The sequence below is a fragment of the Streptomyces sp. NPDC001157 genome, from assembly GCF_053598255.1.
Genome location: NZ_JBSFJW010000041.1, coordinates 1 through 26,392, shown reverse-complemented (window position 1 = coordinate 26,392; position 26,392 = coordinate 1). Strand labels below are relative to the sequence as shown.

Genomic DNA, 26,392 nt, shown 5'->3' with positions numbered 1-26,392 from the left:
GAGGGTCCCTCCCAGGCGCCGCGGCCCGCGGGTGTTTTCAGGGCCCGGACGGACCTCCGGCCGTTTTAGGACCTGCACATACCCCCAGGTACGCTCACACACGTGCCCTCCATGAACGAACTGGTCCGCCAGCACACCGCCCTCGACGACTCCGACCTCGAGTGGCTCCATCTGCTGGTCTCGGAGTGGCAGCTGCTGTCCGACCTCTCCTTCGCCGACCTGGTCCTGTGGGTCCCCACCCGCGACGGCACCCGGTACGTATCGGTCGCCCAGATGCGCCCCAACACCGGCCCCACCTCCTACCAGGACGACATGGTCGGCCACCTCGTCCCGCGCGGCCGCCGCCCCATGCTGGACGCGGCGCTGGACGAGGGCCGGATCGTGCGCGAGGGCGACCCCGAATGGCGCGAGGAGGTCCCCGTCCGGGTCGAGTCGATCCCCGTACGACGGGACGGGCGCGTCCTCGGCGTCATCGCGCGCAACACCAACCTCCTGACCGTACGCACCCCGAGCCGCCTCGAACTGACGTATCTGCAGAGCGCCTCGGACCTGGCGCAGATGATCGCGGCCGGCTCCTTCCCGTTCGCGAACCAGCAGATGGACATGGATGCCGCGCCGCGCGTCGGCGACGGCCTGATCCGCCTCGACGCGGACGGCATCGTCCAGTACGCCTCCCCGAACGCGCTGTCGGCGTACCACCGCATGGGCCTCGCCTCCGACCTCGTCGGCCAGCACCTCGGCAAGACCACCGCCGAACTCGCCCCGACCCGCGGACCCGTGGACGAGGCGCTGTCCAAGGTGGCCAGCGGCTGGGCGCCCCGCGAGTTCGAGATCGAGGCCAGGGACGGGGTCATCCAGTTCCGCGCGATCCCGCTCAAGCCCAAGGGCACCCGCATCGGTTCGCTGGTCCTGCTCCGTGACGTCACTGAACTGCGCCGCCGCGAGCGCGAGTTGATCACCAAGGACGCGACCATCCGGGAGATCCACCACCGGGTGAAGAACAACCTCCAGACGGTCGCCGCCCTGCTGCGCCTGCAGGCCCGGCGCATCGAGTCCGACCGCGGCCGGGAGGCCCTGGAGGAGGCCGTCCGCCGCGTGGGATCGATCGCGATCGTGCACGAGACGCTCTCCCAGAACCTGGACGAGCGCGTGGAGTTCGACGAGATCGCCGACCGGGTGCTGGCCATGGTCGCCGAGATCTCACCGGGCAAGGTCGCCGGCCGGCGCAGCGGCCGCTTCGGCATCCTGGACGCCGAAGTGGCCACCCCGCTCTCCATGGTCCTGACGGAAATCCTGCAGAACGCTCTCGAACACGGCTTCCGCGAGGGCGACACCGGCACGGTCGAGGTCTCCGCGGTCCGCGGTGGCACGACAAAGGAGGCCCGCCTGCTGGTCACCGTCCAGGACGACGGCGTCGGCCTGCCCGAGGGCTTCGACCCGCACACCGCCGGCAATCTGGGGCTGCAGATCGTACGCACCCTGGTGGAGGGGGAGTTGGGCGGCACCTTCGACATGGTCCCGGCGCCCGAGCGGGGCACCCGGGTGATCCTGGACGTGCCGGTGCGGGCCCACAAGTAACGCCGTCCGGCGGGGCGCCGTACACAGCAAGAAGCCCCGGACCGTTCCCAGGTCCGGGGCTGAAATGCTCGTTGCCAGCTTGTGCTGCGCATCGGGGGTACTGCGCGCTGCGGCTCGGGGGCGGGAGATGCGTACTCGCTGTACGCGCCGCCAAGCTCAGGCTGTTGCGGGGCGGGTTGTCAGGCGGAGGCCTGACGGGCCCGGTTGCGGGCGGCACGGCGCTTCATGGCGCGACGCTCGTCCTCGCTGAGACCACCCCAGACGCCGGAGTCCTGGCCGGACTCGAGCGCCCACTGCAGGCACTGCTCCATGACGGGGCAGCGGCGGCAGACGGCCTTGGCTTCCTCGATCTGCAGCAGCGCAGGACCGGTGTTGCCGATGGGGAAGAAGAGCTCGGGGTCTTCCTCGCGGCAAACGGCGTTGTGACGCCAGTCCATGGCTGCTACCTCTCCTTGGTATTACATGCAGGTTGCTTGTGAATGTGAACGCTTTCACGAATCCCTCAACAAGTGAAGGGCCGAGCGCCAGGTTCCCTGGCGAGGTCCTGTGATCTGAAGAGGGGTTCCGGTGATCTGTGGATGCCGGTGTTGCGGGCCGTCCCGATCGCCACGTAGAGACTCGCAAACCTCAGCGGCGGATACAACCCCTTCCGGAAAGTTTTTTTTGATTCCTCGGTGTCGACTAGGTCACAGCCGTACTTCCATGGGGTGGATCCTGGCCTAAACGTTCGAGTGAAAGGACTTCGGCCCTTTCTGCTCACACAATCACACGCAGTGCACGGCGTACGCCTGTGAACGTCACGCTCGTACGCAGCCCCAGGTGGTCGCCGTCCATCTGGAGGGGCAGGGGCACCTTCGAATGCAAGGTGAACCGGTCCAGGTCGTGCAGGGACACGACGTGCTTGCCATGGGGGCCGCGCTCAGGGGACGAAGTGAGCAACTGCGTGGCATATCGGGCAGCCGAGACCGTCGACATACGGCTGAGACTCAGCAGGTCGAGCCCGGTATCGAACGAGGCCTTAGGCGACGCGTACACCGGACGATTGCCCAGATACGTCCACGGTGACGTATTGCAGATTATCGACAGCACCAGATCGGTCACCGGTTCCTCGCCGGGCCGCTCCAGAGTGATCGACCCGTGCCGCCGGTTGGGTTCCTGCAGGAACTGGCGTGCGACCTGGCGCAGATACAGGGCATGGGTGGACTTCCGGCCCTGCTCGCGCTGCTGCTCGACCCGCCCGACCACGCCCGCGTCGAAGCCGAGCCCCGCGCAGAAGGTGAACCAGCGGGAGGGGACCGCCTCGTCCTCGGTGCCCGGCGTGCCTTCGGCGAGGCCCATGCCGACCGTACGCTCGCTGCCCTCGCGCAGGGCGTCCAGCAGCGCGCCGGTCGCCTCGACCGCATCGTTGGGCAGGCCCAGGGCGCGGGCGAAGACGTTGGTGGAGCCGCCCGGGACCACCGCGAGCCGGGGGAGGCCCTCCGGGTCGGGTCCCGCGTGCAGCAGGCCGTTGACCACCTCGTTGACCGTGCCGTCGCCGCCGAGGGCCACGACCAGGTCGATGTCGTCGCTCTCCGCCGCCTGCCGGCCGAGGTCGCGCGCGTGTCCGCGGTACTCCGTGGTGACCGTCTCGAGCTTCATCTCGCTCGCCAGGGCGTGGATCAGGACATCGCGCGTACGTGCGCTTGTGGTGGTTGCTGCCGGATTGGCCACGAGAAGTGCACGCATGAGTTGCAGCGTACCTACTGGGAAGTACCGGGCACAGTTCGAGGTAGGGATCAGGTAAGAGGTGGGGGAGTGAGGCTCACCACGAGGGTCGTTCTCAACCTCGCCGCGGCGGTCCGCGTCCCCCGGACTCGCCGCAGAGGCGCACATCGCCAGGGCTACCCTTCAGGGGTGACCAGTGAGCAGACCCCCGCCACCGAGGAAGACACCGGCCCCCGCCCGCGCCGCCTGACGTACGCCGCGGCGCTCGCCGCGCTGGAGGGGACTGCGCTGGCCGTCGGAGGCGTCTGGATGCTCGTGGAGGGCCTCACGGGTGCACCGGACGACCGCCGGTCCGCCGTCACCGGTGGTATCACGCTGGTCGTCCTCGCCCTGCTGCCGCTGCTGGCCGCGCGGGGGCTGCTCAAGCAGAAGAGCTGGAGCCGGGGCCCGGCGGTGATCACGCAGATCATGGCGCTGCCGGTGGCCTACAACCTGCTCCAGGCCGACAGCGTGGCGATCCCGGCGGGCATCGCGCTCGCCGTCGTGGCCGTCGCAGCGCTGGTCCTGCTGGTCAATCCGGCGACGACCCAGGCCCTCGGGATCAAGGGTCCGGGCCGTGCGCAGGACGGCAAGCAGTAGTCGTACGGCGCCGCAGTCGCCGTAGGGCCGAGTGGTCCTACTCCTCCACCAGGAGCTTCTCCCGCAGCTGGGCCAGTGTGCGGGCCAGCAGGCGGGACACGTGCATCTGCGAGATGCCGACCTCTTGCGCGATCTGCGACTGGGTCATGTTGCCGAAGAAACGCAGCAGCAGGATCCGCTTCTCCCGGGGCGGGAGGTCCTCCAGGAGCGGCTTGAGCGACTCGCGGTACTCGACGCCCTCCAGTGCCTCGTCCTCGGCGCCCAGGGTGTCGGCCACCGCCGGGGACTCGTCGTCCGTGTCGGGGACGTCCAGGGACAGCGTGGAGTACGCGTTGGCCGACTCCAGGCCCTCCAGGACCTCTTCCTCCGAGATCGCCAGCTTCTCGGCGAGCTCGTGGACCGTGGGGGAGCGGCCGTGCTGCTGCGAGAGCTCCGCGGTCGCCGTGGTGAGCGCGAGGCGCAGCTCCTGCAGGCGCCGCGGCACGCGCACCGCCCAGCCCTTGTCGCGGAAGTGCCGCTTGATCTCGCCGACGACCGTCGGGGTCGCGTACGTCGAGAACTCGACACCGCGCTCCGGGTCGAAGCGGTCGACGGACTTGATCAGACCGATGGTGGCGACCTGCGTGAGGTCGTCCAGCGGCTCGCCGCGATTGCGGAAGCGGCGCGCGAGATGCTCGACGAGCGGCAGGTGCATACGGACCAGCTTGTTGCGCAGCTCCGCGTACTCCGGGCTGCCGTCCTTCAAGCTGCGCAGCTCGATGAACATCGCGCGCGCCCCGCTGCGGTCCTGTGCGTCGTGCTGCGTGGCCTGCTGCACGCTCTGCGCGTCCTGCCCGTCGCCCTCGGCGTTTCGCTCGTGCTCGCTCATCGTCCCGCCCGTCGCCCTTCTCCGAGCCCTCGCCTCTGCTCGGACCGGGGTGACCCCGTTCCGTCCGTCCAGAGGCGTGCTCTGCACGGCACCTTCCCGATCCCGCTGCCCGTCGTCCGGGAAGCCGACCGCCGCTGCGCTGTCGGCGTCGTCCTCCGGATGCGGCCGGGCCTGCTCGGGGATGCCGTCGATGCCGTCGGCGCCGCCGACGGAGTCCCCAATGCGTCGGGACCCGCCTGCGCCCTCGGCCGGCAGCTCTCGTGTGCCGCGCTCTTCGTCACGCACCGGCCCGTCCCCTGTCCTCACGCCGGCCCGGGTCCCGCGCCGCGCTGTTTGTAGAGGCTGATCGAAACGGTTTTGTCCTCGTCCACGGCGGAGGAGACCTTGCCCGCCAGAGCGGACAGGACGGTCCAGGCGAAGGTGTCCCGCGAGGGGGCGTGGCCGTCCGTGGTCGGGGCCGAGACGGTGACCTCGAGCGAGTCGTCGACGAGCCGGAAGACGCAGCTCAGCACCGAGCCGGGCACGGCCTGCTGGAGCAGGATCGCGCAGGCCTCGTCCACCGCGATGCGAAGGTCCTCGATCTCGTCGAGGGTGAAGTCCAAACGGGCCGCGAGGCCGGCAGTCGCCGTACGCAGCACCGACAGGTAGGCACCCGCAGCCGGCAGCCGGACTTCCACGAAGTCCTGGGTCGCGGGCTCGCCTGCGATCTGGGACACCCTCACCTCCAAGGTGGTACAAGCTTCTGGGGGCCGAGGGTCGCCCCCCGGGATAACGCGATGTGTTCTTCAGCGGTGACGCTATCGCGCTCTCAAGTTTCCCGTCCCCGGGACCCCAACCCCTTGCCGTCACTCACAGTAAAACTGTGGACACGCTCCGTGTCTAGGGGTCTGCGGCTCCAATTGGGAAGAACGCGCGCCGGGTTGACGTACCCAGACGTCAGACGGTCGAACCGTCCGGATCGCGGGTCGTCCCCCGGCTGTCCAGGGTCACACGAGAACGTGGTCCACGAAGCACCAACGCCAGTTCTCACCGGGCTCGAACGTGCGCATGATCGGGTGGCCGGAGTCCTTGTGGTGCTCCGTCGCATGCCGGCCGGGCGAGGAGTCGCAGCAGCCGACGTGTCCGCAGGCGAGGCACAGCCGCAGTTGTACCGGGTGGGTGCCCGCTGCCAGACACTCCGGACATGTCTCGGTCAGTGGACCGGGTTCTGGATCGGGCAGCGCGTCGGCGTGCGTGCACTGTTTCATGATTGCCAGATTACGACGGGTGTGCGGATGACCGCGCGGAAAAACTGAGGGCGGGCGAGGACGATGGACGTGATGCCACTGCTGTTGCTGGTGGCGGGGAGCGCCGCGATCGCCGCGGTGGCCCGGCGCACCCCGGTGCCGGCCCCGCTGCTGCTCGTCGCGGTCGGGCTCGCCGTCTCGTACGTCCCAGGGGTGCCGGACTACACCCTCGACCCGGACATCGTGCTGCCGCTGGTGCTGCCTCCGCTGCTGCACAAGGAGGCCGTCGAGAGCTCGTACCTCGATCTGCGGGCGACGATGCGACCGGTGGCGCTGCTGTCGGTGGGCTACGTGCTGTTCGCGACCTTCGTCGTCGGCTGGGTCGCCTATCTCGTCGTGCCAGGGCTGCCCCTGCCCGCGGCGCTGGTGCTGGGCGCGGTGGTGGCGCCGACGGACGCGGTCGCCGCGGCGGCGGTCGCCCGCCGGGTGGGCCTGCCCTCCCGGATCACGACCATCCTCCAGGGCGAGTCCCTGCTGAACGACGCGACCGCGATCACCGCGTACCGGGTGGCCGTCGCGGCCGCCGTCGGGGAGGGGGCCTCCTGGATCGGCGGGATCGGCGAGTTCCTGCTGGCGGCGGTCGGCGGCGTCGTGGTCGGGCTGGTGCTGATGCTGCCGATCCACTGGCTGCGCACGCACATCAAGGAGGCGCTGCTGCAGAACACGATGTCCCTGCTGATCCCGTTCGTCGCCTACGCCGTCGCCGAGCAGGTGCACGCCTCCGGTGTCCTCGCGGTCGTGGTCGTCGCCCTCTATCTCGGACACCGCGCGTGGGAGGTCGACTTCGCCACCCGCCTCCAGGAGGAGGCCGTGTGGAAGGTGGTCGCGTTCGTCCTGGAGTCGGCGGTGTTCGCGCTCATCGGCCTGCAACTGCCCGTGGTCCTCAAGGGCCTCGGTGAGTACAAGGGCGTGGACGCCGCCTGGTACGCGGTCGCCGTGTTCCTGGTGGTCGTCGTGACCCGCTTCGTGTGGGTGTATCCGGGGACGTTCGTGCCCCGCATCCTGTCCGCGCGGATCAGGGAGCGCGAGGACAACCCCACCTGGAGAGGGCCGATCGTCACCTCCTGGGCTGCGATGCGCGGTGTCGTCTCGCTCGCCATCGCCTTCTCGATCCCGCTCACCGTGCACGGCGGCGGCCCCTTCCCGCAGCGCAACCTCATCCTCTTCCTGACCTTCACTACGGTCATCGGGACCCTGGTGGTGCAGGGACTGACCCTGGCCCCGGTGATCCGCCTGTTGCAGTTCCCCGGCCGGGACGCACAGGCCGAGACCCTCGCCGAGGCCAACGCCCAGGCGCAGGCCTCCCGGGTCGCCGAGCGGCGCCTGGACGAACTGCTCGCCGACGAGCGCAACGCCCTCCCACCACCCCTCGCCGACCGTCTCCGGCAGGTCCTGGAGCAGCGCCGCAACGCCGTGTGGGAACGCCTCGGCCAGACCAACCCGGTCACCGGCGAGTCCGTCGACGACACCTACCGTCGGCTGTCCCGGGAGATGATCGGGGCCGAACGCGCGATGTTCGTGAGGCTGCGCGACGGCCGCTACATCGACGACGAGATGCTGCGGACGTTGCTGCGCAGGCTGGACCTGGAGGAGGCGGCGGCCTACCGGGAGACTGCCTGAGCGCTGCGCGGGATGTGCCGCGATGTGCCGTCGATCGTCTGCGGCGCCGTCGTGGCTGGTCGCTCCCCCACTCTCGGCTTCGCTCGAGCGGGGGGACCCCCATCGCGGCGGAGCCGCATATCGACACAGCCCCGCGCTCCTTCAGGTCGCTGCCGTGCCGCAACGGACTTCGCCGGCCCCTGCTTGGCGCGCCGTGCCTAGGGGAAGGGCCGTCCGGTGACGACGGCCGCCACCGTCGTTCCGCGCGCGAAGGCGCCCTCCTGTGCGAGGGCGACAAGTCCGTACAGCAACTTGGCGACATAGAGACGCTCGACCGGCACCCCGTGACGCTCCTCGAAGTCCCCGGCGAAGGCGTCGAGTTCGCCCGGCACGCGCGCATAGCCGCCGAAGTGGAAGCGGTCGTCCAGCGCCCAGTCGCCGCGCCGGCCGCCGAAGGCCTGCTCCTGGAGTGCCCTTATGTCGTCGTTCAGGAAGTCGCCCTTGAGGACCGGTATGCCCAGGGCGCGCTGGTCGGGGGCCAACCCCGCAGCCAGCCCGGCCAGCGTTCCGCCCGTACCGCAGGCGAGGCCGACGACATCTGCCCGTCCGCGCAGCTCCTCGCCCAGGGTCCGGCACCCGCGCACGGCTTCGGCGTTGCTGCCGCCCTCCGGGACGACGTACCCGCCCTCGGCGCCGACCGTGCGCAGCACGCGCGCGAGGATGTCCGGTTCGGTCTTGCGGCGGTACGTCGACCTGTCGACGAAGTGCAGCCGCATCCCGTCGGCCGCGCATCGCGCCAGGGAGGGGTTGAGGGGGCGGTCGGCCAGCTCCTGGCCGCGGACCACACCGACGGTCGGCAGCCCGAGGAGCCGTCCCGCGGCGGCCGTCGCGCGCAGATGGTTGGAGTACGCGCCGCCGAAGGTGACGACGGTACGACCGGCCGCGGCGGCGAGATTGGGCGCCAGCTTGCGCCACTTGTTGCCGATGAGCTCCGGGTGGATGAGGTCGTCGCGCTTGAGGAGGAGGCGGAGACCGCGATGAGTGAAACGGTCGTCCTCGATCTCCTGGAGGGGAGAGGGCAGCTGAGGGCGCAGTGCTGCGAGGTCGAGGTCGTCGGGGCTGCTCACGGGATCATTGTTGCGCCGGTCAGTGATCTCAGCCCGTCCGGCGTTGGAGGACGAGGCCGTCCAGGCCGAAAGCGGGGGGTCCGGGGGCGGCAGCCCCCGGGGGGCCGCTTTACTGCCGGGTGCCGTCACTTCAGCCGCTCGTGGATCCTCCCCCTCAGCCAGTCCATCGTGAACCCTCGCGGATCCACCTTCCCCGGCTGCCACTCCAAGTGACCGATCACCGACCGCTCCGTCCACCCGTGGTGCCGGCACACCGCCGCCGCGGCCTTCTCGATGGCCTCCAGCTGGGCCTCGGGCCAGGGGTCCTCGCCGTCGCCGAGGTTCTCGCACTCGAAGCCGTAGAAGTGCCGGTTGCCGTCGGTGTTGGCCTCGTTGTCCGGCGGGAGGGCCTTCTCGGCGATCACCGCGCGCAGCACGTCGTCGTCGCCGAGGCCGGCGTGGTTGGCGCGGCCGTAGCCGACGAGGTGGACCGTGCCGTCCTTGGTGATCACGCCGTGGCAGAGAGGGCCGGGCAGACCGGCGTAGCCGTCCCGGCAGATCTCGACGGTGCGTTCGCTGCCGCTGGTGACGGTGTGGTGGATCATCACGCCGTACACCGGGCCCCACGGGCCTTTGTGGTTGCGGTTGTGATGCTCCCAGTCGCCCACCTCTACGACGCTGAGGCCCTCGGCCCTGAGGCCGTCGAGGAAACTGCCCGCGGACATGGGTGAGGACATGACCGCCTCCTTCGTACCGTGCCGACGGCCACCCGACGCGACCGCCTGTGGAGGGGGTTGTACCGAAAGTAATGATGCCGTCACACCTCGTGTTCGCGGAGGGGGTGTGGATCCGGCCATTCCGCTCACACCTGGCTGCTGGACAGGATCCCCATTTGTGCCCAGTCGGACGTGATCCATTCCCGCTCTTTCGGGTAATAGCACCGACACGTTCCGTGATGGAAGGCTTGGCCGCGGAGATCGACGCAGCGGCGCACATCGGCGTCGGCTGCGAGAGCGGGGAGGGCAATTCTCATATGTCGGTAGGCGAAGAGGTCCGTTCGGAGCAGGGCAAGCCGCAGCAGAGCCTCGGCACCGCCGCCGCGCGGAACCTGGCCACGACGACCAAGTCGGCACCCCAGATGCAGGAGATCAGCTCACGCTGGCTGCTGCGCACGCTGCCGTGGGTGAACGTCCAGGGCGGTACGTACCGGGTCAACCGGCGACTGACCTACGCAGTCGGGGACGGCCGCATCACGTTCGTGAAGACCGGCGACCGGGTCGAGGTCATCCCCGCGGAGCTGGGCGAACTTCCCGCGCTGCGGTCGTACGAGGACGAGGAGGTGCTCGCGGAGCTGGCCCAGCGCTGCCGGCAGCAGGAGTTCGCACCCGGCAGTGTGATCGCCTCGTTCGGCAGCCAGACCGACGAGGTCTACCTGCTGGCGCACGGCAGGGTCGAGAAGATCGGCACGGGCCCGTACGGCGACGACGCGGTCCTCGGGGTGCTCGCCGACGGCGCCTACTTCGGCGACGCGGCACTGCTCGACCCGGACGCCATCTGGGAGTACACGGCCCGCGCGGACACCGCGTGCACGGTGCTGACCCTCTCCCGCCAGGACGTCGAAATGGTCGCGGAGCGCAGCGACTCCCTGCGTGAGCATCTGCAGCAGCTGCGCTCGATTCCGCAGCAGCGCACCAACAAGTTCGGCGAGAAGGCGGTCGACCTCGCTGCGGGCCACAGCGGCGAACCGGACATCCCGCACACCTTCGTCGACTACGAGGCCAGGCCCCGCGAGTACGAACTGAGCATCGCCCAGACCGTGCTGCGCATCCACTCGCGCGTGGCCGACCTCTACAACCAGCCCATGAACCAGACCGAACAGCAACTCAGGCTCACGGTCGAGGCGTTGAAGGAGCGCCAGGAGCACGAACTGGTCAACAACCGCGAGTTCGGACTGCTGCACAACTGCGAGTACGACCAGCGGCTGCAGCCGCACGACGGTGTGCCCAGCCCCGACGACCTGGACGAACTGCTCAGCAGGCGACGCGGCACCAAGCTGCTGCTCGCCCACCCGCGCGCGATCTCCGCGATCGGCCGCGAGCTCAACAAGCGCGGCCTCGTCCCCGAGACGATCGAGGTGGCCGGCAACCGCATCCCGACCTGGCGCGGTGTGCCGATCTACCCGTGCAACAAGATCCCGGTCTCCGAGGCCCGTACGAGCTCGATCATCGCCATGCGTACCGGCGAGGCCGAGCAGGGCGTCATCGGACTGCAGCAGGCCGGCATCCCGGACGAGATCGAGCCGAGCCTGTCCGTGCGCTTCATGGGCATCAACGAACAGGCGATCATCAAGTACTTGGTGACGGCGTACTACTCGGCCGCGGTCCTGGTGCCGGATGCGCTCGGCGTGCTGGAGAACGTCGAGATCGGCCGGTGGCGGTGACGTTTCTGCACCTGGGAGCAGTGTCCCCGCCCTCCGGGGCGGGTACACCTCGGTCGTATGCGCCCAGCCACAGCGGAAGCGCCACCGTCCGCGGACTGACCGAGGGAGATCCCATGGCCGAGTTCATGACGGAGGCGAAGCAGCGACCCACGGGGGCGCAGTCGCTCGACGGGCACGAGGCGGCCGCGATCCTGGAGCGCACCCGGTCCGGCGTCGACCCCGAACTGCGCGCCGCCATCGACTCGTTGCCCGGCTCCATGCGCCGGATCGCGCTCTACCACTTCGGCTGGGAGCACGCGGACGGCACCCCGGCGGCGGGCAACGCGGGCAAGGCGATCCGTCCCGCGCTCGTCCTCACCGCGGCCGCCGCGCTCGGTGGCCCCCGCGCGCGCGAGGCGGCCGGGCGGGCGGCCGCGGCGGTGGAGCTGGTGCACAACTTCACGCTGCTGCACGACGACGTGATGGACCGGGACACCACCCGCCGGCACCGGCCCACCGCGTGGACCGTGTTCGGCGACGCCGACGCGATCCTCGCCGGGGATGCCCTGCAGGCACTGGCCCTCGGGCTGCTCGCCGAGGACCCGCACCCGGCGTCCCGGCCGGCCGCGGCCCGACTCGCGGCCTGCGTCGTCGAACTGTGCGCGGGCCAGCACGCGGACACGGAGATGGAGCGGCGCGGCCCCGGCGAGATCACCCTCGAAGAGGTGCTGACCATGGCCGAGGCCAAGACGGGCGCACTGCTCGGCTGCGCCTGCGCCCTGGGTGCGCTGTATGCCGGGGCCTGTGACGAGGACGTCGAGGCACTGGACGCGTTCGGCCGCCAGGCCGGGCTCGCCTTCCAGCTCATCGACGACGTCATCGGCATATGGGGCGACCCGCACCGCACCGGAAAACCGGTCGGCGCGGACCTGATGGCCCGCAAGAAGTCCCTGCCGGTGGTCGCCGCGCTCACCTCGGGCACCCCGGCGGCCTCGGAACTGGCCGCGCTGTACGAAGTGCCGTACAGGAAGGGGGACGAGGAGGAACTCGTGCAGACGGCTCTCGCCGTCGAGCGGGCCGGCGGGCGCGACTGGGCTCAGGTCCAGGCCGCCGACCGGATGGCCCGCGCCATGCAGGAGCTGGCCCGCGCGATCCCCGACCCGGAGGCGGCAGGCGGTCTGCTCGCGCTCGCGGAGTACGTGACGCGGCGCACCAGCTGACCACAGCCCCCCCAGACCCCGGAGCCCACCGGGGCGGCCGCGCGGCTCCTGACCCCGCGCGGCCGCCGTGGCTCCGGCCGGCGGGTCCCGCACATCCCCACGGTGTGCGGGGCCCGCCACCCCCTTGGGGCACGGCTCGCCGCGGGGCGCCACAGCCTGTGTCGCGCCCCTTCGTCTCAGTCGCCGGACAGCGGCCGTATAGGCTCAACAGCCGTACAACCGATGTCGGTTGAGGCGAGAGGGCGGACATGGGTGTGGCGATCCGGGCGGCGGACGAGGGCGACCGGGAGCTGGTCGTGCGGCTGCTGGACGAGGCATTCCAGGACGATCCGGTCAGCGGCTGGGTCTTTCCCGGGGACGAGTACCGCCGTACGACCCACCACAGGATGATGGCCGCGTTCACCGGGATCGTGCTCGCCGAGGGCCGGATCGATGTCACGGAGGACGGCAGCGCATGCGCGCTGTGGCTGTCCGTGCCCGCCGAAGAGCACGACGCCGAAGAGGGCGGGGCCGACGACGGTCCCGCCCGGCTGCGCGCCGCCGTCGATCCCGGGAACGAACGCATCGAGCTCATCGCCCGCCTGACCGCGGAGATCCACCCCGTCGGACGCGCCCACGAGTACCTGTGGATGATCGGCGTGGCTCCGAAGCGCCAGGGCGCGGGGATCGGCAGCGCACTCGTCCAGCACGTCCTCGACCGCTGCGACCGCGAAGGCATGCCCGCCTATCTTGAGGCGAGCAACGCCCGCAGCCGCGTGCTGTACGAGCGCCTCGGCTTCGAGCTCAGCGGCCGCCCCCTCGACCTCCCGAACGGCCCGCAGATGTGGCCGATGTGGCGGGAGCCCCGCGGCTGACCCGCCCGCCGCTCCGGGGCGACCGCTGCCTCTCCGGCACGACCGTCGCCACGATCCGCTCCACCGGCCCTGGCACTTGATGCACGACCTGATGACCCGGGTCACCGGCGACCGCACCGGTTGTCCGGCGCTCCCGGAGATGCGCCTCGAAGCCGCCCGGCGAACCGGACTGCGCGCCTCCTACACCGAGTCGGTCCGCGCCGACCTGGAGCAAGGCATGGAGTTATGACCAGAGCGCGGTCCTTCGGCGCCCGCATCAGCCCGGCGAGCACCTCGGGGTCGGGGCGCGAGGCGTCGGTGCAGCCGGGCGTCGATCTGGCGGAGCAGGTCGTCGTGCCCGGTGAAGTAGTTCTAGGCGGTGCCGACCGGCACCGCGGCCGCGGCGTCCACGGCGCGGAACGTCAGGCCGCGGGCCCCCTCTCGCGCGGGACGTCGGTGCAGTCGGGCGTCGACGAGAGTGGCCGCCGTCCCGGCCATGGGGACTCCCCTCCCCTTGCAACCACTACAGATGAAGCACTATAACTGTCGTGGTTCAACTGCGGCCCAGTGAAGGGATCCGGTTTGCGCAAGCTCACCTACTTCGTCGCCTGCTCCATCGACGGGTTCATCGGGGACCCGGACGGCGACGCGTCGTCGATGTTCGCGTTCCTGGACGAGGAGTTCCTCGGGTACCTCGCCTCGACATACCCGGAGACCATCGCGGCCCAGGCCCGCGAGCCGCTCGGCATCAAGGGCGACAACCTCCGCTTCGACACCGTCATCCAGGGCCGGGCCAGCTACCGGCTCGCCATCGACGCGGGGATCACCAGCCCCTACGCGCATCTGCGCGAGTACGTCGCCTCGCGCACCCTGACCCAGTCCCCCGACCCGAACGTCGAGATCATCGCGGAGGACCTGGTGGGCAGGGTCCGCGAGCTGAAGGCCGAGGACGGTGAACTCGGCATCTGGCTGTGCGGCGGCTCGCAGGTCGCCGGTGAACTGCTCGGCGAGATCGACGAGTTGGTCATCAAGACGTACCCGCAGGTGTACGGCTCGGGCATGCCGATGTTCGGCAGCGGCTTCGCGCTCACCGACTTCACGCTGGAGTCGGTGCGCACCTTCGGCAACGGCGTACTCGTCCGCACCTACGCGCGCCGGCGCTGACCGGCCTACGCTGAGGGCATGGACAGCTCAGAACACGTCTGTCCGGTCTGCGGACAGCCTGTGGAAACGGTCGTCAAGCGCCACAAGACCCTGGGCGCGTGGGTCCCGGTCTGGGTGCCGGGCCCGTGCCGCAACCCCGAGTGCGAGGCGTACGTCGCCGAAGGTGCCGCACCGGACCAGGAGGCCGGAAAACACGCCGCGAAGAATTCCTGAGCCCCGTGTCGAGAATCCCGGCCCGGCTCCGACGTCCCCCGTGAGAGCCGCCCACCACGGGCGGTGCGAGCCGAAGGAGCAGAGTCATGAAGTACCTGGTCATGGTGCAGTGCACACAGGCGGACTACGAGGGCATGCAGGGCAAGGCCGGCGCGACCTCCCCGGCCTGGAGCCAGGAGGAGGTCCAGGCCATGTACGCCTTCATGGGCGCCCTCAACGACGACCTGGCCGAGACCGGCGAGATGATCGACGGACAGGGTCTGGCCGAGCCGGCGCGGACCCGGCTGGTGGGCCTCGGCGAGGACGGCAAGAGTGTGATCACCGACGGCCCGTACAGCGAGACCAAGGAGCTGCTGGCCGGCTACTGGGTCCTGGACTGCGCGAGCCTGGAGCGGGTCACGGAGATCGCCGAGCGCATCATCCAGTGCCCCCTGCCCGCCGGGGCCACCAACTACCCCGTGGTGATCCGGCCCATCGACAACGGCTCCGCGGACGTCTGAGCGTCCATGGGCACGACCATCGAGGTCGAGGACCTGCTGCGCCTGCACGCGCCGCAGGTCCTCGGCGCGCTGGTAAGGCGGTACGGGCACTTCGACGCCGCCGAGGACGCCGTACAGGAGGCACTGCTGGCCGCGGCCGGGCAGTGGCCCTCGGCGGGCGTGCCCGACAACCCGCGCGGCTGGCTGATCAAGGTGGCCTCGCGGCGGCTGACGGACGTGCTGCGGTCGGAGCAGGCGAGGCGGGCGCGGGAGGAGAAGGCGGTGGCCCTGACCTCGCGTCTCGCGACCGGGCCGGACCGGGCGCCCCGCGAGGACGACACCCTCACGCTGCTGTTCCTGTGCTGCCACCCGGATCTCACCCCGCCCGCCCAGATCGCGCTGACCCTGCGGGCGGTCGGCGGTTTGACGACGGCGGAGATCGCCCGTGCGTATCTGGTGCCCGAGGCGACGATGGCGCAGCGGATCAGCCGGGCCAAGCAGAAGGTGCGCGGCCTGCGCTTCGGACGGCCGGACCACTGGGAGAAGCGTCTGCCCGCCGTCCTGCACACGCTCTACCTGATCTTCAACGAGGGCTATACGGCCACGTCCGGAGCGGCCCTGCAGCGCCGCGAACTGGCCGGCGAGGCGATCCGGCTGACCCGTACCGTCCACCGCCTGCTGCCCGACGACGGCGAAGTGGCCGGCCTGCTGGCCCTGATGCTGCTCACCGACGCCCGCCGCGACGCCCGCACCGGGCCGCACGGCGAGCTCGTCTCCCTCGACGAACAGGACCGCGGCCGCTGGGACAAGGCCGCGATCGAGGAGGGCGTCGCCCTGGTCACCCGGGCGCTGTCCCGGGGCTGCGCCGGCCCCTACCAGGTGCGCGCGGCCATCGCCGCCGTGCACGACGAGGCGCCGTCCGCGGAGGAGACCGACTGGCAGGAGATCCTCGGCCTGTACGACGTGCTGGTCCGTCTGGTCCCGGGCCCCGTCGAACGCCTCAACCGCGCCGTGGCCGTCGCCATGGTGAACGGCCCGGAAGCCGGGCTCGCCGAACTCGACCCGCTGGAACCAGGGTTGGGCCACCGCCTCGACGCGGTCCGCGGCCACCTCCTGGAGCGCGCGGGGGCGTACGAGGCGGCCCGCTCCGCCTACGAGGCGGCGGCCGCGGGGACCCTGAGCCTCCCCGAACAGCGCTATCTGCAGGGGCGGGCGGCGCGGTTGAGGCCGTAACGTGACGCCATGACAAGCGAGTTGGGGGCATCGCGCCGCCGTGTTTGGCGGTGGGCCGTGGTGGTGTGGGCGATCGCCGTGGCCGTGGGGGGAGGGCTCACCCTGTGGCTGCAGGACTCCGCGGAGCCGCCGCCACCGCTCCGCTGGGAACAGGCAGATCCCTCCGAGGAGCCCGCCGCCCCGCTGCTGAAGGCCACCGAGTGCCCGCACGACGACGGGGCCACGGCCGTTGCGTGCGTCCATGCCTGGCCCTAGGAGCCCTGGGCCTCCTGCACGGGCAGTCCGCCCGTCTCCGGATCGCGGCTCGTCAGGCAGTACGTGCCGCCCGCCGGGTCCCGCATCACCGTCCAGTGCGTGCCGCGCGCGACCGCCTTCGCGCCCAGGTGTTCGTGGGCGGCGCGGGTGGCCTCGATGTCGGCGCAGGCCAGGTCCAGGTGGGCGGTGGCCGGGCGTTCCTCGCCCAGCCGCTGGAGGAGGATGCGGAACGGGAGCCCCGCCGGCGGCATGAGCACATGGAACTCCGGGAGCGAGCCCGGCCGTGACTGCCACTCGGGCAACAGGGCGCTCCAGAAGGCGACTTCCACCTCGTACGCGGAAGGCGCGATGTCGACGCAGACCTGGTCGAGGCGGCTGCCCCGCACGACGGGCGGACGCGTCGCCTCCGCGCGCCACGGCATGGTGCACAGCTGCTGTCCTGCGGGCGACCGCAGTACGGCCCACGTCCCGTGATCGGCGACCACCTCCGCCCCGAGCGCCACCGCCGACCGCATGAACCCCCGTACGTCGGCCACCGGGAAGTCCAGATGTGCACCGCCCGGACCCGAGGCGACCCCCTGCATCTTGACGCAGGCGTCGGCCCCGTCGTGCAGGAGGGTCGTGAACTCCTTGTTCTCGCCGCGGAGTTCGGATGTTCGCGTGTCCGTGACGGCCGTCCAGAACTCGCAGGCGGACGCGAAGAGTCCGGCCGGCCGGTCGACGAAGGCGTAGGTCCACAGGACCTGTCGGCTCACCCCTTCCGCTCCATGAACCGCAGCATGTTCCCCGCCGGATCCCGGAACGCGCAGTCCCGGACCCCGTACGGCATGTCCGTCGGCTCCTGGAGCACCTCCGCGCCGGACTCCCGGACGCGGGCGAAGAGTGCGTCGCAGTCCTCGGTGGTGAAGTTGACCCCGCGCAGCACGCCCTTGGCCAGCAGCTGCTCCATCGCGTCACGGTCGGCGGGGGAGAGGTCGGGGTTGGCAGCGGGCGGCTCCAGGACGATCGACACGTCCGGCTGCAGCGGCGACCCGACGGTCGTCCACCGCATCCCCTCGTACTTGACGTCGTTGCGGATCTCCAGGCCCAGGACGTCGCAGTAGAAGGCGATCGCCTTGTCGTGGTCGTCGACGGCGATGAAACAGTTGTTCAGTTTCAGGTCCATGGGTCCAACCTAAGGTCGATACGGCCTCACGTCCGTCTGGGACGCGTGTACGCCCGCACCACGCAGGGCGGGATCTCCGCGCTCTCCTCGTGCGAGCGGGCCCGGTACGAGCTCGGCGTCTCGCCCACCAGTTCGGTGAACCGGGCACTGAAGGAGCCCAGCGAGGTACAGCCCACCGCCATGCAGACCTCGGTGACGGTGAGGTCGCCGCGGCGCAGCAGCGTCTTGGCGCGTTCGATGCGGCGCGTCATGAGATAGCCGTACGGAGTCTCGCCGTACGCCTCGCGGAAGCTGCGCTGGAAGTGCCCCGGCGACATCAGGGCGGTGCTCGCGAGGGCGGCCACATCGAGGGGCTCGGCGTACTCACGGTCCATGCGGTCGCGCGCCTGGCGCAGCCGTACCAGATCCTCACGATTCACCACGTCAGCATCGCACGACCGGCACGCCCCGGGCGCCGGGTCCTGGCATGCCCTTTGCCTTGAGTTCGCCTGCCGTATGAAAGCGCTTGTTCCCATAAGGGAATGGACCACATAACGTTCCTCGTGGCGGTAGTCATCGTCACGGCCCTGGCGTTCGACTTCACCAACGGATTCCACGACACCGCCAATGCGATGGCCACCTCCATCGCCACCGGCGCGCTCAAGCCGAGAACAGCGGTGCTCGTGAGCGGAGTCCTCAACATCGTCGGGGCATTCCTGTCCACGGAAGTCGCCAAGACGATCTCGGGCGGCATCGTCGACGACACACTCGTCACCCCGGGAATGATCTTCGCCGGGCTGGTCGGGGCCATCCTGTGGAACCTGCTGACCTGGCTGGTCGGACTGCCGTCCAGCTCCTCGCACGCCCTGTTCGGCGGGCTCATCGGCGCCGTCTGGGTCGGTGCGGGCTCCAACGGCGTGCACTTCGACAAGGTCGTCCAGAAGGTGCTGATCCCGGCGGTCGCCTCGCCGGTCGTGGCCGGAGTCGCGGCCCTGATCGCCACCTACCTCGCCTACAAGCTCACCGCCCGCGGCCGCAAGGGCTCCGTCACCAAGGGCTTCCGCATCGGCCAGATCGCCTCGGCCTCGCTGGTCTCGCTCGCCCACGGCACCAATGACGCACAGAAGACCATGGGCATCATCACGCTGACCCTGATCTCGGCGGGCGCCCTCGGCCACGACGCCGGCCCGCCGGTCTGGGTGATCGCCTCCGCCGGTCTCGCCATCGGCCTCGGCACCTACCTGGGCGGCTGGCGGATCATCCGCACCATGGGCAAGGGTCTGACCGAGATCCAGTCCCCGCAGGGCTTCGCCGCCGAGACGGCCTCCACGACCGTCATCCTCACCTCCGCCCACCTCGGCTTCGCCCTGTCCACCACGCAGGTCGCCTCGGGCTCCATCCTCGGCGCGGGCCTGGGCCGGCGCCTCGCGGAGGTCCGCTGGGGCGTCGCCGGCCGCATGGTCGCCGCCTGGCTGATCACGCTGCCCTCGGCCGCGCTGGTCGGCGGCGTCTCCGCGAGCGTGGTCAAGCACGGCGGCAACCTCGGCACCGTCGTCGTCGCCCTGGTCGGCGCCGCCGTGGCCGCCGGCATCGTGGTCGCCTCGCGCCGCAACCCGGTGCACGCCAACAATGTCAACGACGGCCACGAAGTCACCCTCCGCACCGAACCGCCGGCCCGCGTCGGCACGGCCGCCTGAAACACGGGGAGTTCGCAGCATGAACCTCGACTGGAACGCACTCGGCCAGGTCACCGCGGTGAGCATCGGCGTCACCGTCGCCGTGGTCGTCGTCTTCGCCCTCGGCGTACTCGGCCTCGCCCGCTTCGAAGGGGCGCGCGAGGATGGCGGCGGGACCTCGTCCCTCGGCCTCGCCCAGGCCGGCCTGTGCTTCCTCGCCTGCGCGGCCGTGGTGGCATACGGGATCTATCTGATCGTGCCGCAGTTCCACTGAGACCCGGAAGGACATCGGGATGACCACGCCACCCCTGCTGGCCGATCTGAAGGTCGACTACACCGACCCCGACGACCCGGTGCTCATCCGCCCCGACGGAAGCCCGATCGACACCTGGCGGGAGAACTACCCGTACGGGCACCGCATGGAGCGCAAGGAGTACGACTGGCACAAGCGCCTCCAGCAGATCGAACTGCTGAAGCTGCAGAGCTGGATCAAGGAGACCGGGCGCCGGCTCGTCATCGTCTTCGAGGGACGGGACGCGGCCGGCAAGGGCGGCACCATCAAAAGGTTCACCGAGCACCTCAACCCGCGCGGCGCCCGGGTGGTGGCGCTGGAGAAGCCGACCGAGCGCGAGCGCGGGCAGTGGTACTTCCAGCGCTACGTCGAACACCTGCCGACCGCGGGCGAGATAGTCCTGTTCGACCGCTCCTGGTACAACCGGGCGGGCGTCGAGCGGGTCATGGGCTTCTGCTCGGACGACGAGTACCGCCGCTTCATGCGCCAGACGCCCGCCTTCGAGCGGATGCTCGTGGACGACGGCGTCGACCTGATCAAGTTCTGGTTCTCGGTCTCCCAGGGCGAGCAGCGCACCCGCTTCACCATCCGTCAGGTCGACCCCGTACGGCAGTGGAAGCTCAGCCCCATGGACCTGGCCTCCCTGGACCGCTGGGACGACTACACGGCCGCGAAGGTCGCCATGTTCCGCGAGACGGACACGGAGCACGCGCCCTGGACGGTGGTCAAGAGCAACGACAAGAAGCGGGCCCGCGTCGAGGCCATGCGCAGTGTGCTCGCCCGCTTCGACTACACGGGCAAGGACGAGGAGGTCGTCGGCAGCCCCGATCCGCGGATCGTGGGTGCGGCGGCGGGGCTGCTGGAGGCGGGCGAGGACGACCACGAGGGCAGCCACCAGGGCTCCTTCAGGATGCCGCGCTGACCGCTACGGTCGCTCCCGGACGCCGCGTTGCGGGTTGTTACGACCCGTTCCACAACGCGGCGATCGCCTCTGCCGCCGCCCGGCCCTGGGCGTGACCGGCGTTGCCGGCCGGCGCCCTGCCGGCCGGCGACAGCGGGTCCGGGCCGAAGGCGGCGAGGGAGTGCTCGTCGGGGACGACGACCTCGATGAGACCTCCGCGCCCGGCGATCGCGGCCGCGTCTGCCTCCAGCACCGGGTCGGGCAGCGGGGCGACGACGAGCGTACGGGCGTGGTCCGCCGCGAGATCGAGGTTGGTGAGGGAACGTACGCCGCCGTCGATGTAGCGCTCGTGGCCGATCGTCGTGGCGGGCCAGACACCCGGGATGGCGCAGCTCGCGGACACGGCGTCCACCAGGCCGACACCGGCGGCGCGGTCGAAGAGCCGGGTCTTACCGGTGGCGGCGTTCACGGCCACCACGCCCAGCGGGCGCTCCGGCCAGCTGTGCGACGGCAGCCGCCCCTCGATGACGGGACGCCGCTCGGCCTCGGTCACGGTCTCGGCGGCGAGCGCCATCTCGCCGATCCGACGCAGTCGTTCCACCGGGTCGGTGACCTCGGCGGCCACCTTCGCCACGAATTCGAAGGCGGCGGCGAGCGCGCCTTCCCGGGGCTTCAGCTCCTCCCGCTGCAGCGCGGGGTCGACCTGCGCCCGCAACAGCTCGGAGAGCTCCGCACCGCTGCCGATCTGCGCAGCCACGACAGACCCGGCCGAGGTGCCGAGCAGGAAGTCCGCGTCGGTGACGTCGACCCCGCCGTCGGCGAGCCCGGCCAGCAGGCCCGTCGCCCAGGCGATACCCGCCACCCCGCCACCACCGATGACCAGCGCACGCCCGTCCTTCATCCCCGCCCCAGAACTCGACTCCGATGCAACATCACTGCCAAGTCCCCTGTGGGCGGGGGTATTCCCGGTGGGGGAACGCCGAAGGGGCCCGCCCGGCAACCCGGTCGGACCCCTTCAGAATGCCCGTGGACCCGCGATGGTGCACCGATCGCCGGTCCGGTGAACATACCCGCGCACGGGGCGTTCGTCAGGCCTTCTTGGTCTCCTAGTAATGGGGCGGGTCGGTGACCTGCGGGGATGTTTCCTGTGGGGTGCTGACCTGGCTTTTTGGTGATTGGTGGCGATGGGGTGCGACGGTCCTGAGCGGGTGTCTTGCGGACTGTGTGCGGACCGCGACCGTGCTCGACCTCGCCCGAGGTCGTGCGGTGGCCTGCCTCCCAGTGGGCGGTAGGCAGGCCACCGGGTCCCCTTACGGGATGAACTCAAGGAAGGGACGGCCGTGCTCGCGCATTGCCTGGATGGCGTGCTCGTATTCGGTTTCGTCCTCAAGGAGGAGAGCCATGCGTGTCTCGGTGTTGTAGATGGTGCCGAGTCCGAGGTCGGATGTGATCACGACCCAGCCGTCCTCGGTGCCGTTCCACAGGTAGTCCAGGCTCTCGTGTTCGTCTGTCATGGCGTTATCCCGTGCTTCGTGAAGGTGACGACCATGCCGCCGTTGCCGACCGGAATGATCTGAGACGAGCGCATAGGAGAGCCCGCCTTTTCGAAGGTGTCCAGGAGCTGTTTGTCGGCTGGGCTCGGGTAAGCGTAGCCCTTGGGATGTGTGTGGTAGACCAGGATGGTGTCGGCTCGGACAGGGACCTGTACGCGATTGGATACGCCGGAGTAGAGGAAGTACTGGCCACCCGTTCCCTTGGGGCCTGGGCCCAGTTTGTAGACCACGGCGAACTCGACACCGTGCTTGACGGTCAGGTTTTCCAGCTCCGTCACAGACGGTCGTTTGCTGATCTCGACACCGCTGGATCCGGGCAGCCCTTCTGCCTTGCGGGCGCCGTACAAGAGGCGTGTGATCGCGCCTACTTCGCCTTCCGCGGCGATGCCGCTGGGGTTGACCGCGGCCCTGCGCCACCCGGTGAGGCCGCCGATGCCGGTGACCACGATCTGCTGGGTGAGTTCGTCGGCCGCCTCGGCGTACAGGTCGGCCAGGGCGTCGCAGCCCTGCTGGCGGAGCATGTATTCGGCTCGGTAGAGCCGGTAGGCGGGGCGGACGGGGAGGTACTTGTCGACGAAGGCTCCGGCACCCCCGTTCTGCCCGGTTACGGCGTCGTAGGCGTCGCCGAGGAACTCGAAGGGAGCCTTCAAGCCCTGCAGGAAGCCGTCGCCGAAGACCTTCAGTCCTTCGCCGAGGCTATGGACCTTTCCGTCGCCGTCATCGCCCGGTACGGGTGTCATACCGCTCGGGTCGGTGTACAGGGTGGGGGCGTTGTTGGCGTAGGCGTATGCCGAGATGTACGGGCTGCTGCGGTCAGGAGTTGCGGGGTCGGGGCGGTTGAAGCGGCCGGTGGCGGCGTTGTACTGGCGGGCGTGCAGGTCGAGGTTGCCCGTCGTGGTCTCGTAGCGGGCGCCCGTGTAGGACGGGGTGCTCGCGGGGGCGCCGCTGGTCACTGTGTTCTGGACTCGGGTGCCGTACGGGTCGTAGGCCCAGCGCTGGTAGAGGGTGCCGGTGTTGCCGGTGACATCGACCGGGGAGCCCTGGGTGTCGTGGTGGTAGTAGAACAGCGCGCCCGAGCCGGTCTTGGTTGCCGTCGGTTGGCCGAGCGGGTCGTAGCGGTAGGACTGCTTGATTGCCCAGGCGCTGTCGTACTCGGTGGCCAGGATCGGCTGTGGGGCGTTGGGGTCCCACTGGGTGCGGTTGGTGACCGTGCCGTCCTTGGAGGCGGTGACCTGGTTGCCGCTGGCGTCGTGGTCGTAGGTGTAGCTGCTGCCGCCGACGGTGGCGGCGGAGATCTGTCCGGCCAGGTCGTAGGTGTAGCCGTCGGTGCCGGCCCTGGTCTGGTTGCCCTCCCCGTCGTAGTCGTAGGCAGTGGTTGTGCTGCCGCTGGTGGTGGACTTGAGCTGGTCGGCGTCGTCGTAGGCGGTGGTCCAGGTGTACTGGGCAGCAAGACCACCTACGGCTACGACGACAACGGCCGCCTGACCACCACGGTGGAGCCGCGCGGCAACGTCTCGGGCGCAGATCCCGCCCAGTACACCTGGACCACCGCCTACGACGCGGCCGGCCACGTCCTCAGCCAGAGTGACCCCTACGGGAACAAGACGGTCACCAACGCCTACGACGGGGACGGCCGGCTGTCCGCCAGGACGGACGCGCTGGGCAACAAGACCGCCTACGAGTACGACGAGCTGGGCCGCCTGAGCACGGTCACCGCCCCGGACGGTGGCACCACGCACCTCGGCTACGACGTGCTCGGCAACCTGACTTCCCGTAAGGATGCCAACGGCCACACCACCAACTACGGCTACGACGACACGGGTCGCCTGAACAAGATCACGGACCCGCTCGGCCGGGCCACCTCGTACGGCTACGACGTCGACGGCAACCGCACCAGCACCACCAACGCCCGCGGCCAGAAGGTCACCAGCACCTACGACGCCCGCAACCTGCTGACCCAGACCACCTACTCCGACGGCACACCGACCGTCACCAACACCTACGACACGACCGGACAACCCAAGACCATCAAGGACGGCACCGGCACCCGCACCGTCACCTACGACGGTGAGGGACGGCCGCTGACCATCACCTCACCCGGCGCCACGAACCCGTTCAAGTACGTCTACAACGACAACGGCACCCTCAAGAGCCGCACCTACCCCGACGGCCGCGCCATCACCTACAGCTACGACAGCGACGGCCACATCCTCGGCCAGACCGCGGGCGGCAAGACCACCAACTACACCTGGGACGCGGCCGGCAACCTGCTGACCGCCAAGCTACCCACCACCACTGCCGTCACAGAGGCCCGCACCTACGACCGCGCGGGACGCCTCGCCTCGGTTTCCCAGGGCACCGGCGCCCGCTTCGTCGACCGCGACGCCAACGGCCGCGTCACCAAGGACTACTTCAAGGACTCAACCACCACCGGCCTGGCCGACCGCTACGACTACGACGCGGCCGGTCGCATGACCCGCGCCTGCACCGACGCCTCCGCCACCGTCTCCTGCCTGACCACCACCGGCGGCAGCACCTACCACTACGACCAGGTCGGCAACCTCACCAACAGCTCGACCTCAACCAGCACCCGCAACAACACCTATGACGACGCCGATCAGCTCTCCCGCAGCGTCGACGGCACTACCACCGACTACACCTACGACGCCGACGGCAACCTCACCAAGGACGCCGCCGGCAGCTACAGCTACGACCCGCTCGGCCGCCTGAAGTCCGCCACCCTCGGCAGCGACACCTACACCTTCGTCAACGACGCCGATGGCAACCGCACCACCACCAGTAAAAACGGCACCCTGTCCCGCACCTCCCGCTGGGACGTCGTCAACCCCCTGGCGCAGATCGCCACCGACACCGGCAGCACCGGCGCCCTGATCGCCGACTACCAATACAACCCCGACGGCATCGCCGAATCCCAAAACCGGTCCAACGGCACCTTCTACATGCGCCATGACCGGCAGAACTCCATCACCGCGGTCTACGACGCAGCCGGCAAAGAGAACTACACCTATACCTACAACGCCTGGGGCGTCTCCACCGCCAAGGCCAGCACCACCGACGGCCAGACCAGCATCTTCGGCTACACCGGCCAGTACAAAGACCCCTACCTGACCGGTCGGCTCAACCTGCGCGAGCGCGGTTACGCCCCTGCCAGCGGGCGCTTCACCACCCCCGACCCCGACCCCGCTGCCAACGACAGCCCGAACCAGTCCCCGTACGCCTACGCCAACAACGACCCCATCAACCAGTCCGACCCCTCCGGCCGCTGCCCGCTGTGCGTCAGCGCCGGCATCGGAGCCGTCGTCGGCGCCGCCATCGAAGGGGGCATCTACGGCTGGCGGCACCGCAACGGCGGCTTCAGCTGGGGCGGCTTCGGCCAGGCCGCCGGAGAAGGAGCCATCACCGGCGGCATCGCCGGAGCCCTCATGCCCGGCGCCGGCAACGCAGCCGTCGAAGCGCTCGGCCTCACCGGCGGCCGCGCACTGGCCACCTCGACCGCCGTCAACGCCGCAGTCGGAGCGGGCTTCTCCTGGGCTGTCAACGAAGCCCACTGCCAGCCCACCACCCCCTGGGACCTGCTCATCGGCGCCGCCGGAGGCGGCAGCAGCAGCCTCCTCGGCCCCGCCTTCAGCTGGCTGAAGGGCAAGCTGTCTGGTACGCCCGCGACCGTGCCCCCACGATTCGGTCCAGGGGCAGCACACGCCGGTGATCCCGCCGTCGCTGCCGATCCAGGCCCGCACCTCGCACTCGGGCTGCAGAATGTCTACGGCGGGGAGCGAGGAATTTTGGCCAAATTCGCTCAGGAGAAGGGGGCGATCACCTTCACGGATCCGATGTTTAAGATCCCGGCCGGTGGAGCCACCATGTCTCCGAAGATGGTCGCGGATATGATCGACCTCGTGATCACCAAAAACGGCAAAATATCTTTCAACATGCAGGGCATAATCAACATCGAAGAGATGTTGTCCGGTGCGCCAACTCGAGCCGGACAATCCGTCACTGCAGAGGAACTCAGATACATATGCGGGAAAAAGGCGGCACGCGCAATCACCACCTTCTACAACGGTGATCCGCCCTGCTGATCTATGAATCGAACCTGGGGAGTCGTCCTCCCGTGCCCGCTGGACCGTGCTGCCCGCGCTCGCCCTCGGGCTGCCCGCCGGGGCCGTGCTCGGGCGGCTCCTCGACGACCTGCTGCCCGGCGCCCTGGCC

At 70.0% G+C, this 26,392-nt stretch carries 29 protein-coding genes and 1 pseudogene; 16 read left to right on the top strand and 14 right to left on the bottom strand.

The window, feature by feature from the left end; translation table 11 throughout:
• Positions 1-111 precede the first annotated feature (111 nt).
• A complete protein-coding gene (locus tag ACWDAG_RS40860) occupies positions 112-1,578 on the top strand; it encodes a sensor histidine kinase (RefSeq protein ID WP_450700674.1) in 1,467 nt (488 codons plus the stop codon).
• A 179-nt stretch (positions 1,579-1,757) separates the two neighbouring features.
• Here ACWDAG_RS40860 and ACWDAG_RS40855 read toward each other — a convergent pair whose 3' ends face one another.
• Complete coding sequence (locus ACWDAG_RS40855) at positions 1,758-2,015, bottom strand: WhiB family transcriptional regulator (RefSeq protein WP_016639615.1); 258 nt, start codon at positions 2,013-2,015, stop codon at positions 1,758-1,760.
• A gap of 319 nt (positions 2,016-2,334) precedes the next feature.
• Complete coding sequence (locus tag ACWDAG_RS40850; RefSeq protein WP_450700628.1) at positions 2,335-3,303, bottom strand: diacylglycerol/lipid kinase family protein; 969 nt, start codon at positions 3,301-3,303, stop codon at positions 2,335-2,337.
• Between the two features lie 168 nt (positions 3,304-3,471).
• Here ACWDAG_RS40850 and ACWDAG_RS40845 point away from each other — a divergent pair, with 168 nt between their 5' ends.
• Entirely contained in the window at positions 3,472-3,921 is a 450-nt protein-coding gene (locus ACWDAG_RS40845) for a hypothetical protein (protein WP_450700627.1), read from the top strand.
• A gap of 37 nt (positions 3,922-3,958) precedes the next feature.
• Here the strand turns inward: ACWDAG_RS40845 and ACWDAG_RS40840 are convergent, their stop codons facing one another.
• The 3 genes from ACWDAG_RS40840 to ACWDAG_RS40830 form a co-directional block, all read right to left on the bottom strand.
• Complete coding sequence (locus ACWDAG_RS40840; RefSeq protein ID WP_450700626.1) at positions 3,959-5,095, bottom strand: RNA polymerase sigma factor SigF; 1,137 nt, start codon at positions 5,093-5,095, stop codon at positions 3,959-3,961.
• Positions 5,092-5,505, bottom strand: a complete 414-nt coding sequence (locus tag ACWDAG_RS40835) for an ATP-binding protein (protein ID WP_004925829.1) — start codon at positions 5,503-5,505, stop codon at positions 5,092-5,094. The genes ACWDAG_RS40840 and ACWDAG_RS40835 overlap by 4 nt, the downstream gene beginning before the upstream one ends.
• A gap of 270 nt (positions 5,506-5,775) precedes the next feature.
• Entirely contained in the window at positions 5,776-6,036 is a 261-nt protein-coding gene (locus ACWDAG_RS40830) for a UBP-type zinc finger domain-containing protein (protein WP_099931235.1), read from the bottom strand.
• A gap of 63 nt (positions 6,037-6,099) precedes the next feature.
• On the opposite strand from ACWDAG_RS40830, the gene ACWDAG_RS40825 reads away from it, so the two are divergent.
• Positions 6,100-7,695 carry a Na+/H+ antiporter gene (locus ACWDAG_RS40825; protein ID WP_450700625.1) on the top strand — a complete coding sequence of 532 codons (1,596 nt, stop codon included), beginning with the start codon at positions 6,100-6,102 and terminating at the stop codon, positions 7,693-7,695.
• Between the two features lie 197 nt (positions 7,696-7,892).
• Here ACWDAG_RS40825 and ACWDAG_RS40820 read toward each other — a convergent pair whose 3' ends face one another.
• Positions 7,893-8,801 (bottom strand): 1-aminocyclopropane-1-carboxylate deaminase/D-cysteine desulfhydrase, encoded by a 909-nt coding sequence (locus tag ACWDAG_RS40820; protein ID WP_450700624.1) that lies wholly within the window; start codon positions 8,799-8,801, stop codon positions 7,893-7,895.
• Positions 8,802-8,926: 125 nt separating this feature from the next.
• Positions 8,927-9,517 (bottom strand): N-acetylmuramoyl-L-alanine amidase, encoded by a 591-nt coding sequence (locus tag ACWDAG_RS40815; protein ID WP_450700623.1) that lies wholly within the window; start codon positions 9,515-9,517, stop codon positions 8,927-8,929.
• Between the two features lie 296 nt (positions 9,518-9,813).
• Between ACWDAG_RS40815 and ACWDAG_RS40810 the strand changes: the two genes are divergently transcribed.
• From ACWDAG_RS40810 to ACWDAG_RS40795, 4 genes are all read left to right on the top strand, one after another.
• Positions 9,814-11,220 (top strand): family 2B encapsulin nanocompartment shell protein, encoded by a 1,407-nt coding sequence (locus ACWDAG_RS40810; protein WP_450700622.1) that lies wholly within the window; start codon positions 9,814-9,816, stop codon positions 11,218-11,220.
• Between the two features lie 113 nt (positions 11,221-11,333).
• On the top strand, positions 11,334-12,419 hold the full coding sequence (locus ACWDAG_RS40805; RefSeq protein ID WP_450700621.1) for a family 2 encapsulin nanocompartment cargo protein polyprenyl transferase: 1,086 nt from the start codon (positions 11,334-11,336) through the stop codon (positions 12,417-12,419).
• 248 nt (positions 12,420-12,667) lie between these two features.
• Positions 12,668-13,273, top strand: a complete 606-nt coding sequence (locus ACWDAG_RS40800) for a GNAT family N-acetyltransferase (protein WP_450700620.1) — start codon at positions 12,668-12,670, stop codon at positions 13,271-13,273.
• A gap of 79 nt (positions 13,274-13,352) precedes the next feature.
• Positions 13,353-13,502, top strand: coding sequence for a hypothetical protein (locus ACWDAG_RS40795; protein WP_450700619.1), 150 nt, complete (start codon positions 13,353-13,355; stop codon positions 13,500-13,502).
• On the opposite strand, the pseudogene ACWDAG_RS40790 reads toward ACWDAG_RS40795, so the two are convergent.
• Positions 13,501-13,750, bottom strand: a pseudogene (locus tag ACWDAG_RS40790) (TetR/AcrR family transcriptional regulator); the annotation flags it as partial. The gene ACWDAG_RS40795 and the pseudogene ACWDAG_RS40790 sit on opposite strands and share 2 nt — an antisense overlap.
• Before the next feature lie 84 nt (positions 13,751-13,834).
• On the opposite strand from ACWDAG_RS40790, the gene ACWDAG_RS40785 reads away from it, so the two are divergent.
• The 5 genes from ACWDAG_RS40785 to ACWDAG_RS40765 all read left to right on the top strand — a co-directional run bounded on the left by ACWDAG_RS40785 (position 13,835) and on the right by ACWDAG_RS40765 (position 16,596).
• Complete coding sequence (locus ACWDAG_RS40785; protein WP_450700618.1) at positions 13,835-14,416, top strand: dihydrofolate reductase family protein; 582 nt, start codon at positions 13,835-13,837, stop codon at positions 14,414-14,416.
• Positions 14,417-14,434: 18 nt separating this feature from the next.
• Positions 14,435-14,629 carry a hypothetical protein gene (locus tag ACWDAG_RS40780; RefSeq protein WP_450700617.1) on the top strand — a complete coding sequence of 65 codons (195 nt, stop codon included), beginning with the start codon at positions 14,435-14,437 and terminating at the stop codon, positions 14,627-14,629.
• Positions 14,630-14,715: 86 nt separating this feature from the next.
• Entirely contained in the window at positions 14,716-15,129 is a 414-nt protein-coding gene (locus ACWDAG_RS40775) for a YciI family protein (RefSeq protein ID WP_450700616.1), read from the top strand.
• Positions 15,130-15,135: 6 nt separating this feature from the next.
• On the top strand, positions 15,136-16,341 hold the full coding sequence (locus ACWDAG_RS40770; RefSeq protein ID WP_450700615.1) for an RNA polymerase sigma factor: 1,206 nt from the start codon (positions 15,136-15,138) through the stop codon (positions 16,339-16,341).
• 9 nt (positions 16,342-16,350) lie between these two features.
• Entirely contained in the window at positions 16,351-16,596 is a 246-nt protein-coding gene (locus ACWDAG_RS40765) for a hypothetical protein (RefSeq protein ID WP_450700614.1), read from the top strand.
• On the opposite strand, the gene ACWDAG_RS40760 is transcribed toward ACWDAG_RS40765, so the two are convergent.
• Genes ACWDAG_RS40760 through ACWDAG_RS40750 form a run of 3 tightly spaced genes read right to left on the bottom strand, consistent with a single transcriptional unit; the run spans position 16,593 to position 18,180 of the window.
• On the bottom strand, positions 16,593-17,351 hold the full coding sequence (locus ACWDAG_RS40760) for a VOC family protein (RefSeq protein WP_450700613.1): 759 nt from the start codon (positions 17,349-17,351) through the stop codon (positions 16,593-16,595). The genes ACWDAG_RS40765 and ACWDAG_RS40760 overlap by 4 nt on opposite strands.
• Positions 17,348-17,761, bottom strand: a complete 414-nt coding sequence (locus ACWDAG_RS40755) for a VOC family protein (protein WP_450700612.1) — start codon at positions 17,759-17,761, stop codon at positions 17,348-17,350. Before ACWDAG_RS40755 ends, ACWDAG_RS40760 begins: the two co-directional genes overlap by 4 nt.
• Before the next feature lie 26 nt (positions 17,762-17,787).
• A complete protein-coding gene (locus ACWDAG_RS40750) occupies positions 17,788-18,180 on the bottom strand; it encodes a helix-turn-helix transcriptional regulator (protein WP_450700673.1) in 393 nt (130 codons plus the stop codon).
• 102 nt (positions 18,181-18,282) lie between these two features.
• On the opposite strand from ACWDAG_RS40750, the gene ACWDAG_RS40745 reads away from it, so the two are divergent.
• The 3 genes from ACWDAG_RS40745 to ppk2 are packed head-to-tail and all read left to right on the top strand — an operon-like array spanning position 18,283 to position 20,630.
• Positions 18,283-19,437 carry an anion permease gene (locus ACWDAG_RS40745; protein ID WP_450700611.1) on the top strand — a complete coding sequence of 385 codons (1,155 nt, stop codon included), beginning with the start codon at positions 18,283-18,285 and terminating at the stop codon, positions 19,435-19,437.
• A gap of 19 nt (positions 19,438-19,456) precedes the next feature.
• Positions 19,457-19,690: a hypothetical protein gene (locus ACWDAG_RS40740; RefSeq protein WP_450700610.1), complete on the top strand. Its 234-nt coding sequence runs from the start codon at positions 19,457-19,459 to the stop codon at positions 19,688-19,690.
• A 19-nt stretch (positions 19,691-19,709) separates the two neighbouring features.
• The gene (ppk2, locus tag ACWDAG_RS40735; protein ID WP_450700609.1) at positions 19,710-20,630 is read left to right on the top strand and encodes a polyphosphate kinase 2; all 921 of its coding nucleotides are present in this window, start codon (positions 19,710-19,712) and stop codon (positions 20,628-20,630) included.
• Positions 20,631-20,667: 37 nt separating this feature from the next.
• Here the strand turns inward: ppk2 and ACWDAG_RS40730 are convergent, their stop codons facing one another.
• The 3 genes from ACWDAG_RS40730 to ACWDAG_RS40720 form a co-directional block, all read right to left on the bottom strand.
• Positions 20,668-21,510, bottom strand: a complete 843-nt coding sequence (locus ACWDAG_RS40730) for a patatin-like phospholipase family protein (RefSeq protein ID WP_450700608.1) — start codon at positions 21,508-21,510, stop codon at positions 20,668-20,670.
• Between the two features lie 409 nt (positions 21,511-21,919).
• The gene (locus tag ACWDAG_RS40725; RefSeq protein ID WP_450700607.1) at positions 21,920-22,123 is read right to left on the bottom strand and encodes a hypothetical protein; all 204 of its coding nucleotides are present in this window, start codon (positions 22,121-22,123) and stop codon (positions 21,920-21,922) included.
• The gene (locus tag ACWDAG_RS40720) at positions 22,120-23,733 is read right to left on the bottom strand and encodes an RHS repeat-associated core domain-containing protein (RefSeq protein WP_450700606.1); all 1,614 of its coding nucleotides are present in this window, start codon (positions 23,731-23,733) and stop codon (positions 22,120-22,122) included. Before ACWDAG_RS40720 ends, ACWDAG_RS40725 begins: the two co-directional genes overlap by 4 nt.
• Here ACWDAG_RS40720 and ACWDAG_RS40715 point away from each other — a divergent pair.
• Complete coding sequence (locus ACWDAG_RS40715; RefSeq protein ID WP_450700605.1) at positions 23,656-26,262, top strand: RHS repeat-associated core domain-containing protein; 2,607 nt, start codon at positions 23,656-23,658, stop codon at positions 26,260-26,262. The genes ACWDAG_RS40720 and ACWDAG_RS40715 overlap by 78 nt on opposite strands.
• Positions 26,263-26,392 lie beyond the last annotated feature (130 nt).

What these genes read in the sequence shown, in the direction of transcription:
- ACWDAG_RS40860 (WP_450700674.1), top strand. Translation starts at nt 112, where the DNA reads ATGAACGAACTGGTCCGCCAGCACACCGCCCTCGACGACTCCGACCTC.
- ACWDAG_RS40855 (WP_016639615.1), bottom strand. Translation starts at nt 2,015, where the DNA reads ATGGACTGGCGTCACAACGCCGTTTGCCGCGAGGAAGACCCCGAGCTC.
- ACWDAG_RS40850 (WP_450700628.1), bottom strand. Translation starts at nt 3,303, where the DNA reads ATGCGTGCACTTCTCGTGGCCAATCCGGCAGCAACCACCACAAGCGCA.
- ACWDAG_RS40830 (WP_099931235.1), bottom strand. Translation starts at nt 6,036, where the DNA reads ATGAAACAGTGCACGCACGCCGACGCGCTGCCCGATCCAGAACCCGGT.
- ACWDAG_RS40825 (WP_450700625.1), top strand. Translation starts at nt 6,100, where the DNA reads ATGGACGTGATGCCACTGCTGTTGCTGGTGGCGGGGAGCGCCGCGATC.
- ACWDAG_RS40815 (WP_450700623.1), bottom strand. Translation starts at nt 9,517, where the DNA reads ATGTCCTCACCCATGTCCGCGGGCAGTTTCCTCGACGGCCTCAGGGCC.
- ACWDAG_RS40810 (WP_450700622.1), top strand. Translation starts at nt 9,814, where the DNA reads ATGTCGGTAGGCGAAGAGGTCCGTTCGGAGCAGGGCAAGCCGCAGCAG.
- ACWDAG_RS40805 (WP_450700621.1), top strand. Translation starts at nt 11,334, where the DNA reads ATGGCCGAGTTCATGACGGAGGCGAAGCAGCGACCCACGGGGGCGCAG.
- ACWDAG_RS40800 (WP_450700620.1), top strand. Translation starts at nt 12,668, where the DNA reads ATGGGTGTGGCGATCCGGGCGGCGGACGAGGGCGACCGGGAGCTGGTC.
- ACWDAG_RS40795 (WP_450700619.1), top strand. Translation starts at nt 13,353, where the DNA reads ATGCACGACCTGATGACCCGGGTCACCGGCGACCGCACCGGTTGTCCG.
- ACWDAG_RS40780 (WP_450700617.1), top strand. Translation starts at nt 14,435, where the DNA reads ATGGACAGCTCAGAACACGTCTGTCCGGTCTGCGGACAGCCTGTGGAA.
- ACWDAG_RS40775 (WP_450700616.1), top strand. Translation starts at nt 14,716, where the DNA reads ATGAAGTACCTGGTCATGGTGCAGTGCACACAGGCGGACTACGAGGGC.
- ACWDAG_RS40770 (WP_450700615.1), top strand. Translation starts at nt 15,136, where the DNA reads ATGGGCACGACCATCGAGGTCGAGGACCTGCTGCGCCTGCACGCGCCG.
- ACWDAG_RS40765 (WP_450700614.1), top strand. Translation starts at nt 16,351, where the DNA reads ATGACAAGCGAGTTGGGGGCATCGCGCCGCCGTGTTTGGCGGTGGGCC.
- ACWDAG_RS40755 (WP_450700612.1), bottom strand. Translation starts at nt 17,761, where the DNA reads ATGGACCTGAAACTGAACAACTGTTTCATCGCCGTCGACGACCACGAC.
- ACWDAG_RS40745 (WP_450700611.1), top strand. Translation starts at nt 18,283, where the DNA reads ATGGACCACATAACGTTCCTCGTGGCGGTAGTCATCGTCACGGCCCTG.
- ACWDAG_RS40740 (WP_450700610.1), top strand. Translation starts at nt 19,457, where the DNA reads ATGAACCTCGACTGGAACGCACTCGGCCAGGTCACCGCGGTGAGCATC.
- ppk2 (WP_450700609.1), top strand. Translation starts at nt 19,710, where the DNA reads ATGACCACGCCACCCCTGCTGGCCGATCTGAAGGTCGACTACACCGAC.
- ACWDAG_RS40730 (WP_450700608.1), bottom strand. Translation starts at nt 21,510, where the DNA reads ATGAAGGACGGGCGTGCGCTGGTCATCGGTGGTGGCGGGGTGGCGGGT.
- ACWDAG_RS40725 (WP_450700607.1), bottom strand. Translation starts at nt 22,123, where the DNA reads ATGACAGACGAACACGAGAGCCTGGACTACCTGTGGAACGGCACCGAG.